At 38.0% G+C, this 10142-nt stretch carries 7 protein-coding genes; 4 read left to right on the top strand and 3 right to left on the bottom strand.

The genetic code is table 11. The annotated features are described in order from the left end of the window. Positions 1-183, top strand: a 183-nt coding sequence (locus VB797_RS24605) for a Uma2 family endonuclease (protein WP_323240377.1), incomplete at its 5' end; no start/stop codon positions are given. A gap of 88 nt (positions 184-271) precedes the next feature. After that, positions 272-1024 (top strand): Uma2 family endonuclease, encoded by a 753-nt coding sequence (locus tag VB797_RS24600; RefSeq protein WP_323240376.1) that lies wholly within the window; start codon positions 272-274, stop codon positions 1022-1024. Between the two features lie 856 nt (positions 1025-1880). Here VB797_RS24600 and VB797_RS24595 read toward each other — a convergent pair. Together VB797_RS24595 and VB797_RS24590 are read right to left on the bottom strand one after the other, a co-directional pair. Next, complete coding sequence (locus tag VB797_RS24595) at positions 1881-2918, bottom strand: PDDEXK nuclease domain-containing protein (RefSeq protein WP_323240375.1); 1038 nt, start codon at positions 2916-2918, stop codon at positions 1881-1883. Positions 2919-3286: 368 nt separating this feature from the next. Next, on the bottom strand, positions 3287-5554 hold the full coding sequence (locus VB797_RS24590; RefSeq protein WP_323240374.1) for an FdhF/YdeP family oxidoreductase: 2268 nt from the start codon (positions 5552-5554) through the stop codon (positions 3287-3289). Positions 5555-6165: 611 nt separating this feature from the next. Here VB797_RS24590 and VB797_RS24585 point away from each other — a divergent pair. Both VB797_RS24585 and VB797_RS24580 read left to right on the top strand, forming a co-directional pair. Beyond that, positions 6166-6741 (top strand): Uma2 family endonuclease, encoded by a 576-nt coding sequence (locus VB797_RS24585; protein ID WP_323240373.1) that lies wholly within the window; start codon positions 6166-6168, stop codon positions 6739-6741. A gap of 99 nt (positions 6742-6840) precedes the next feature. Continuing rightward, entirely contained in the window at positions 6841-7713 is an 873-nt protein-coding gene (locus tag VB797_RS24580; protein WP_323240372.1) for an S-methyl-5'-thioadenosine phosphorylase, read from the top strand. Positions 7714-7896: 183 nt separating this feature from the next. Here VB797_RS24580 and VB797_RS24575 read toward each other — a convergent pair whose 3' ends face one another. Further along, positions 7897-10083, bottom strand: coding sequence for a caspase family protein (locus tag VB797_RS24575; protein WP_323240371.1), 2187 nt, complete (start codon positions 10081-10083; stop codon positions 7897-7899). Between the last annotated feature and the right edge of the window lie 59 nt (positions 10084-10142).

Here is a 10142-nt window from a genome sequence, read left to right as displayed (position 1 = left end):
ACTAAGATGCTCGAATATATTGCCAATGGTTTAAGGTTGGGTTGGTTAATTAATCCTAAAGATAAGCAAGTTGAAATTTATCGTATTGGTAAAGAAGTGGAAGTTTTGCAATCTCCCAAAAGTTTATCTGGGGAAGATGTTTTAGAGGGGTTTACTTTAGATTTGCAGGAGATATTTGGATAAGCAGTTTGTGATATATGAATTTGTCGCGATCGCAATTTTACTAAAAAACGATAAAATAACAGCAAATCTTCCGAACAGGTAGTTTTTTATGGCAACCCAAATTAGTGAAACCAAATCTTCAACCGAACTGGTAATATCTTGGGAAGCTTTACCCAAAGATTTTCAGCTTGAGGATGAACCAGTGGAAAATTCGGGACAACCACTTTTAGCAGGTGCATTACGGGAAAGTTTAGAAGTATCCGGGTTTATTCAGCCCCAAATGTTAATTGCTTCAAATTTCGGACTTTGTGCGACAATCAACGGGCAATTTATCGCTAAAGCACCAGATTGGGTTTACGTTCCTTCAGTAAAATCAATTAAAGATGACCGTAGAAGTTATACACCATTATTAGAAGGTGATATTCCTGCGGTGGTAATGGAATTTTTATCAGAAACCCAGGGTGAAGAATATTCTGTAAAACGAAGTTTTCCACCGGGAAAATGGTTTTTTTACGAGCAAATTTTAAAAGTACCCGTTTATATTATTTTTGACCCAAATGGGGGTTTGCTAGAATTTTATCAACTTGAAAACGGACGATACGAATTACAGCAACCTAACCCCGATGGTCGTCATTTTATCGCAGCGATGAACTTATTTTTGGGAACTTGGCAGGGGAAAAAAGAAGCTAGAACTGGATATTGGTTGCGCTGGTGGGATGAAGCAGATAATCTGTTACTTTGGGCAGTAGAATTAATTGAACAAGAACGTCAACGTGCAGAACAGGAACGTCAGCAAAAAGAAAAGTTAGTTGCTTATTTATTATCTCAAGGTATTGATCCAAATAATTTACCTGAGAATTGAATAACTAAAGGTTTATCTGTTGAGAAAATCAAAAACTGGGGGATTCTCTTACCCAAACTTCAGACCGCTGGGTTCCCCAAGCCCCCTCCAGATTAGTCGATATTTCGATATAACATACTACTGTTGTTAATCTCCTAATGATAATCGACTATTTCCATTTCTAATGCATCCTGAAGCGTCCATATAAAGAAAATTCGATATTAATGCTATGCTGTTTTTTGCGTTCGACTTTTAATACTTCTAACCTATTACCTGGTGGAACTTTTATGTCATCTAAAGATAGATGATGCTGCATTTAGTGGATCTAATTTTCTACGTGCAACTTCCTAACAGTTTATAGGACATTGCTTTCAAGCTTCCTTTGAGTCATTGCCATTAAAGATATCTTCGGTTCCTTGGTTCTTAAATGATAGTACTTGTAATCGTTTCGGAGGTTACTTTGAGATGAGCAAAAAGTCACAGAAAGCACTGGACAATTTCTTAATCTAGATAAACTTCCGCAAACGCCCTCATATAATTAAAAATGTACTGATGAATTATTAAAAGATTATCAAAAGCAAGCTTTAAAAAAATCATTCAATTCGCAAACTGAACGTAGTATTGGGTTAAAAACTTATTATGAATCTCATCCTAAACTTACCAAAATAAGCACTAAAATACTGCTTAAGTGGTTTTTCACTGAACTTCAGCCATTTAAGGATTGGGTGTCACAGATTAATCACGTAGGTATAAATATTCCTATTCAACCGGAACCAACTCGATTAAGTCCAAGTCAAAAAGCCAGCATAAAAGAATTACGAAATTATAGCATTCTATACACTATAATAAGTAATAATACTTAAACAACTGCAAAATATTAAATATCAACATCCAAGTCCAAATTATCCAACTCCGCTTCTAACTGCTCAACTGTCGGTAAATTCTCTTTTAATTTCTCCGGTAAAGCATCTCTCAACTGATAAGTAGAAACCCCAATCGGTTTATTCATATCTCGCAAAGCATATTCGACAATTGTCCGGTTTTTCGTCTTACATAAAATTATCCCAATAGTAGGTTTATCGTCGGGATGACGCAATAAATCATCTACTGCTGAAACATAAAAACTCATCTTTCCCGAAAATTCTGGTTTAAATTCTTCAATTTTTAAATCAATCACTATATAACAGCGCAATTTGACATGATAAAACAGCAAATCAATGTAAAAATCTTGTTCTCCAACTTCTATATGATATTGACTTCCTAAAAAAGCAAAACCAACTCCCAATTCTAATAAAAAGCTACGAATTTGCTCTGTTAATGCTTTTTCTAAATCCTTTTCTAGCGCTTTCTCTCCTAAACTGAGAAAATCAAAATTATAAGGATCTTTAATTAATTGTTGTGCTAATTCTGATTGTGGCTTTGGTAAGGTTTGCTCAAAATTCGTAATCGCTTTCCCTTGACGGTTATATAAATCGCTTTCTATTTGATGAACTAAAACATTACGACTCCAACCATTTTCGATTGTTTTTTGTACGTACCAAAGTCGAACTGAAGTTTCATTAACGCTATCTAAAATACGCAGATTATGTCCCCAAGGAATTTGTGCAACAAGCTGTTGCACTATTTGCTCATCGGGATAAGTTTCTGCAAAAGTCCTCATATATTTAAGATTACGTTCGGAAAAACCTTTCATCTGTGGGAACGCATTTTTTAAATCCTTCGCAAGCTTAGTAACTACCTTTGCACCCCACCCCTGCTGTTGCGATCGCGTTAAAATTTCACATCCAATTTGCCAGTATAGTAGTATCAGTTCGCGGTTAACTGATAACGCTGCTTTTACTTGTGCAGTACGAATACGTTGTTTCACTTGCTGTAAAAAATCATCGTAGCCGTCTGCTAATAATTTATCCGTCATCTCAAATCTGTTTGAATCGGAATAATATATTTAAACGCAAAGAAACGCAGAGTTTTCCTGCAAAACTAATCATACCTCTTTACCTCTTCCCTCTGCGTCCTCAGCGTCTCTGCGGTTTTTATACATTGGTGCGTGACGACATAATTAATATACTCCTTGAAAAGGATAATTTATCGCAGTCGTCACAGCACCCTACAGGAAAATCATATAATTTCACATCTTTGTAACCCACGCAGGTGGTGAGAGCAGCCCCGTGCGGAGGTTCCCGCAGTACGAGGGGTCTGCCGAACCCGAAGGGCTTTTGCCTGTGTAGCAGCGGTTTCAACCGCCGGATTGGGTAAAATATAAAATATTCTATAAACACATCATTATTTATAAACCAACACCGGAACTCTCTTAAAAGCCGGAGTACCACTACGCTCTTCAACTTCCGCTTTAAAAATAACGTTTACTTCCGGATAAAACATCACTCCCGCACCCTCCCGCACTGCTCCATAAATAATTTCCACATTCTCTAATTCCCCAACATTTCCCCGCACAGTTACCCGCTGATGTTGCTTAAAACCTGCTTTCTCAGCATCGATTTGATTCATCAAAATACAGTTACGATGAGGTATTCCCCGATATTTATCTTCAATTTGATAAACCACAGTATTATGTTGGGCGTAACTACGTCCGGTCATTAATGCAACAACTATTCCTTGCGTACCATCGGCAACGTTAAAGTCTTTGATTTCCGGAAGTTTTAATATAGGTAATGGTGTCACGAACATTTTAGCTTTACCGGAAGGTGTGGGAAATTGCGGAGTTTCAAAAATCCGCCCATTAATGGTAAATTCTTCATGAGTTTCGTCAATTGTTGCCATTTGCTCGTATCCCGGAATTGTTTGAGCAATCAACTGTCGAACGTATTTGGTATCTTGCAATTTACGCCAGTTGACGGGATACTCACCCTGTATACGATGGGCTAATTCAGTTAAAAATTCTACCTCTGCAATCAAATCGGCTTTTTTGAGGTGGGTTTCTCCTTCGTCGTTGAGACGAACAAAGTTATTACCTGACTCGACTGTGGTTTTATGAGGATTTTCAAAGCGGTTAAATACGGGAATAATAATTGTATTTTGATTCGCTAATCCGTTGAAATGTCCCAGATTTGGTTTTGTTGCAAGATAAATAATGGTTTCAATTTTATTTAATGCTCTTTTTACCTTCCCAGAATCGGGATTAGCTGCGTATAAATTACCACCGACGCAAATTAATGTATCAACTTTACCAGCGTCAGCAGCTTCGATTAAAGCGTGGGTATCGTATCCTTTGACTTTACTTAAAGAACGACCTAATAATTTCTCTAATGCTTGTTGAATTTCTTTTTTAAGCCTTACCGTGACACCCATTGAACCAAAACCTTGAACGTTGGAATGTCCCCTTACTGGCATCACCCCGGTTCCAATTCTACCGATGTTACCAGTCATTAAGGCAGTATTAACGATACTATAAACGTTATCAACACCATTTTTATGCTGGGTAATACCCATAGCCCAAGCAAATACGACTTTTTGAGAATCTGAGATTACTTTTGCAGCAGTTTCAATTTCTGTTTGAGAGACTCCGCAAGTTGTAGTAATTGTTTCCCAGGATGTATTTTCAATATGAGTAATTACCGCTTGCCAATCTTCTGTATATGCTTGTAAAAACTCGTGTTTAATCTTGCCACTTTCTAACAGCGCTTTTTGAATACCCGTAAATAATGCTACATCGCTACCTGGAATTGGCTGTAAGTAAACTGAAGCAATATCGGAACCTGTAAACAGCGACTTGACGGGAAAAGCAGGAGAAGCAAACTTTACTAAACCGATTTCCATCATCGGATTGATCGCAATTACCTTACCACCGCGTTCCCTTAATTTAATCAATTCATTCATCAAGCGGGGATGGTTATAAGCAGCATTAGAACCGGCTATTACCACACAATCAGATTGCTTTAAACTTTCTAAACTAACAACAGAAGTATTAGTACCAATACTTTGTTTCAACCCAAAAGTCGAAGGTGCGTGACACAAATCCGAACAGTCAGCTAAATTATTAGAACCAAGCGATCGCATCATCAACTGTAATAAAAAAGCTGCTTCGTTGGAAGAACGTCCGGAACTGTAAGAAGCTACTCTTTCGGGGGTTTTAGCAAAAGCTGTCTCGGCAATTTGATAAATTTCTTTCCAGCTTATCTGTTCGTAATGCGACGAGCCAGCACGTAATATTACAGGGAAACTCCATCTCCCCAATCTGTCAGCTTCTAATGAGGTGAGTTGCTGTAATTGTTCAATATTACGCTGTTCAAAAAATTGCCTGGGAATTGCGGGTTTAATTTCGGCTGAGATTGCTTCAACACTTTTCATACAGCGCTGTAACTTTTCCCCTTCCTCATTAGTAAAACCACCTTTTTGTCCACCAGTTCCCCAAGAGCAAGATAAACAAGCGCTGTTATGAAGTAAAGTTTTCCAAATTTTAGGTCCTTCTGGTGACAATGTATGTTCAGCCCAATATCCGATTACAGATAAACCTCCACCCATATCTGGTGTATCTTCGTTTTTATTGTCAAATGGGGGAGTGGGTTGGGGATGGGAATTATCTTTATTCATAGAATTTACTAATGGTAAGAAGAGGTGAGTGTTTATTCTAGTTTTACAATTATTTGTTTGAGTAGATTATGAGGAAAAAAACCGCAGAGAGCGCGGAGAGCGCAGAGGAAAGAAATAGAGAGAGATGGATAATTATGAGCCGATTAATTTAATTTTATTAAACTTTTTTATTAGAAATATTTATTTTCCTAACTTATATTTGGTGCGTGACGCTATTAAAGTTGCGATCGTATTAAACAATTATCGAAGCGTCACTCACTAGGGTGTTGACTTTGATAGAATTTACCTGTTTTTGGCTCATGCATTTAACTGGTTTTAACTGGTTCCCAGGCTGAGCCTGGGAACCCATGAAAGTCGGCTCCGCCGACCTTCAAAAGCCAACACAAAAACTGCATGAACTTTTAGCCCAAAAAAACTACAGAGTCAACAGCCTAGTCACTCACCCTACAATAATAATTCAGTCCATTTTAATGGACTTATGCTATAAGAGCGGGGAATTGCATTCCCAGGCGGTAGAATGATTTTAACGAATCTTTTTCTGACAAACATTCCGATATATAAAAAATTTTCACCATTTTATATCACAATATAACTAGATCGGGAAAAAAATCATGGTCGCAATTCCTAATTATCAATATATGACACCCCAGGAATATCTAGACTGGGAAGAACAACAACCACTCAAATACGAATACATCAACGGTGAAGTTTTCGCTATGACAGGGGGAACCGTTAATCATGGAACTATTGGTGCTAATTGTCATTATCAATTAAAAACTCACCTTCGAGGGGGTTCCTGTCGTCCGTTTATCTTCGATGTAAAACTAGGTGTATCAGAAAATGGTCCTTATCATTACCCAGATGTAATGGTAAGTTGCGACGAAAGAGATAAACGTGCGACAAAAGTTATTTATCATCCTTGTTTAATTGTAGAAGTTCTTTCTCCTAGTACAGAAGGGATAGATCGGGGTAAAAAATTTCAAAACTATCGCCAAATTTCAACTTTAAAAGAATATGTTTTAATTAGCGCCGAACAGATGATGGTGGAATGTTTCCGACTCAATGATAACGGTTTGTGGGAACTACACACTTATAATCAAGGTGATGTTGATTTAACTAGCGTTGATTTTAAATTTCCCATTGAATTGCTTTACGAAGACGTAATATTAGAAAATTCAGAACAATAAAAGGTCAAAGGTTTAATTACAATTATCAATTATCAATTATCAATGCTCAATTTTCCAGTAAAATAACCACGATGCGATCGCAATTTACAGGAAATTATAATGGCACAAGCTCAAATTGGGGTAATTGGTGGCAGTGGTTTATACAAGATGGATGCACTGACAAATATTGAAGAAATCGAGATAGATACTCCTTTTGGTAAACCTTCCGATGCTTTGATTGTAGGAAAATTAGAAGGTACGCAGGTTGCTTTTTTACCCAGACATAACCGCAATCATACCCTTATACCTTCGGAATTGCCATTTCGCGCTAATATCTACGCGATGAAGCAGTTAGGTGTAGAGTATATTCTCTCAGCTTCTGCGGTGGGTTCGTTGAAGGAAGAAGTTAAACCGCTAGATATGGTGGTACCAGATCAATTTATTGATCGCACAAAAAATCGAGTTTCTACCTTTTTCGGGGAAGGAATTGTCGCACACATCACATTTGGAGACCCAGTTTGCCATAATTTAGCTGGGGTTTTAACGGATGCGATCGCTTCGCTGAATCTTCCCGATGTTACTTTACATCGTGGCGGTACTTATGTCTGTATGGAGGGTCCAGCTTTTTCGACTAAAGCAGAATCGCATCTTTACCGCAGTTGGGATGCGACGGTTATCGGGATGACTAATTTAACCGAAGCTAAGTTAGCAAGGGAAGCGGAGATTGCTTATGCAACTTTGGCTTTAGCAACCGATTACGATTGTTGGCATTCGGAGCATGATAGTGTAACTGTAGAAATGGTAGTTGCGAATTTACAAAAAAATGCCATCAACGCTCAAAAAGTAATTCAAGAAACGGTGAAACGTTTGAGTGAAAATCCCCCGCAGAGTGATGCACATTCAGCTTTGAAGTATGCGATTTTGACACCTTTGGATAAAGCACCAACAAAGACAAAGGAAAAATTAGGATTATTATTACAGAAATATTTGTAATGGGTAATGGGTAATGGGTAATGGAAGCATCATAATTGCTAGAAAAATTTGGAATGATCCTATAACTAATAATGTGTAATAAGACATTATTTGAAAATTGTGCTTTATTACCAATTACCAATTACCAATTCACACTGACTTTTTGAGTTTCCTTTAATACATTTACTCTAAACTATTAAGCAATCAAACCACCTGAAATACAAAGTCAAGACTTGCCCAATTATTGACATCCCATACCCAAGAATCAGCAGGAAAATTTTGTGTTTCGGTTTGCTTTGCGCTAGCTTGATTCAAATCTTTTAAAAGCGAAGAAGCTACTTCTAAAGGATTCAATAGAGGTGAAATACTTTGACTGTCTCCTGTAGAATGCTTACCTTCTTGTAGGGCTTTTAAAGTTCGAGTAAAAGGGGAAGTACTCAAAATCATTTGAGTTTCACACCAAAAATTAGGTCCCGAAATTACCCATTCAAAACCAGTATTACTGTTTGGTACTGTTAATGCTTCTCCTGGAGGAATAATTACTTGTTGAAGTTGGGGTTTGCTAGAATTTTCTTCGGAATTATTGTCTTTGTACCAAGGATAAAGAGCAATTGGATTCCTACTATTATTTAAACCCAGCAAAATTAAATACAGCGGTCTATCTCCAGTATTTTCTACTTGATAGCGCATTTGACTACCAGTCGAAACTGTAGGAATTCCTGGGGAAGACACATCATCTGTTTTCTTGCTCAATTCCATACCCAATGCTCGTTTTGTTTGACGCTGCATTAAAGTAGTTGGTATTTTCTTATTGTTGACTATTTCTAAAGTTGCTTTGACGCTCAAACCCGAAGTTGCTTCGTTTTGAGTCATCTTCCACAATTTAGCAGCTAAAAGGGTTTTAAGTTTGGATGCTAATCGATAAACTGCGACTTTTAATGCTTCTCCCTCTTCTCCAAGAGTATCGGGAATTAACGAACCTCCCAAAGTAAATAAACCATAGCGACTTGAAGACATCCCCATTAAACTATTTGCTTGTGTTTCCGGTAACTTAGCAAATAAATAATCGGCTGGTTGTTCTCCTGTTACGGTCAAAACACGCTCAATTGAAGCAAAAGCACTTGTAGCATCAACTCGCTCGATTCTTTCTAAACTAACTTCATCAAGAGCAATTTTTAAATTAATATCCTTGGGTAAAACTCGGACTTTCTCTCGGACAAGCTGTCCGACTTGGGGAGTTTCTTGGTTGTCGTTTACCTGCTTAAATGTAGCTTTTGCTTTTAATCCATTGCGACTACGCAACACTAAAGGTGTAATTGAAGGGGATGCTCGGTCATAAACAGTAAATCGCGAATTGTCCCCGTAATATTCTAGCAATTGCGGTGGTATTCCTCCCAACCACAACTTAACGGTTTTACCGTCAGCTTCTACACCCGTGACAGCACCGGAAGCTCCCAAAACACTATTTGAAAGGAAATTATCAGCAGCTAAGACTTTGGTTTGATTTTTATTTTCAAGTAAAACTGGTTCTTGGAAGCTACCCAAAGACAGCATAGAACTGCCGACACGAGATAAACTTGTTTGAATCCTTGTTTTTGCGGAAGTCGTTTCCCACAGATACTGAGTTAAAGCGTAGGTAAACAACCCAGCACTAAACTCAGGGAATAACATTTCCTTGGCTAAATCTTTCGAGTTGAAGTTAGACCCAAGCAAAACACTCAGCTTATCAGCCGCAATTTTCTTATTAAGTTGCTTTTGAAACTCGATCTCTTCAGCTAAAAATCCTTCTAAAGGTGTCCAAGAACGAATTTTACACCCAATCGGAGAAGGGATAATTGGTTCGCTGTAATAACCTGCGTCCAATATTGCCGTAACACGCTCGGTAGCTAATGACTGCATCATCAGCAATAGAGTGTCTTCTAATAAGTAATTAGCAATTTTCTCATCTTTTATAACTTGGATACCATCAACGGGAATCAAAACATTTTCCATTCCACCCAGCAAATTTTTGGTTTTAATCCGACTACCATAACCGCTGAAGTGGAAAACAACCACATCATTGGGTTTGGCTTGCTTGACAAGATGCTCTAGAAATGCATTCTCAATACCTTTCCTAGTCGCTTGTTTGTTTGTCAAACAAAGAATATCTGACGGTTGGAACCCAAAGCGATAAATCAAAAGTTCCCTTTGCAGTTCGACATCCGTCAAACAACCTTTAAGTGTAGGAATTTGCGGATATTGATTGATACCTACCAATAACGCCAATTTGCGTGGTGTCGGATCGGCTAATGCCTGCCCGAAGCCACCAGCCCTCGTCCACCACTGCGATTCAGTAATTCCCAATACCGCCAAAATCGAGCTAACTCGCTGTAAAAATATTCGCCGCTTCATAAGTCTACCCCTCAACCCTCAACTCCTCAGCTATCAGATTAAAGGGCTGAAATCGATTA

This window comes from Rivularia sp. UHCC 0363 (assembly GCF_034931125.1).
GTDB lineage: Bacteria > Cyanobacteriota > Cyanobacteriia > Cyanobacteriales > Nostocaceae > Rivularia.
Note: the sequence above shows the minus strand (reverse complement) of the source record. Positions and strands in the feature narration are given on the sequence as shown.

Coding starts and splice junctions, on each gene's coding strand:
- VB797_RS24600 (WP_323240376.1), top strand. CDS start 272: ATGGCAACCCAAATTAGTGAAACCAAATCTTCAACCGAACTGGTAATA.
- VB797_RS24595 (WP_323240375.1), bottom strand. CDS start 2,918: ATGACGGATAAATTATTAGCAGACGGCTACGATGATTTTTTACAGCAA.
- VB797_RS24590 (WP_323240374.1), bottom strand. CDS start 5,554: ATGAATAAAGATAATTCCCATCCCCAACCCACTCCCCCATTTGACAAT.
- VB797_RS24585 (WP_323240373.1), top strand. CDS start 6,166: ATGGTCGCAATTCCTAATTATCAATATATGACACCCCAGGAATATCTA.
- VB797_RS24580 (WP_323240372.1), top strand. CDS start 6,841: ATGGCACAAGCTCAAATTGGGGTAATTGGTGGCAGTGGTTTATACAAG.
- VB797_RS24575 (WP_323240371.1), bottom strand. CDS start 10,083: ATGAAGCGGCGAATATTTTTACAGCGAGTTAGCTCGATTTTGGCGGTA.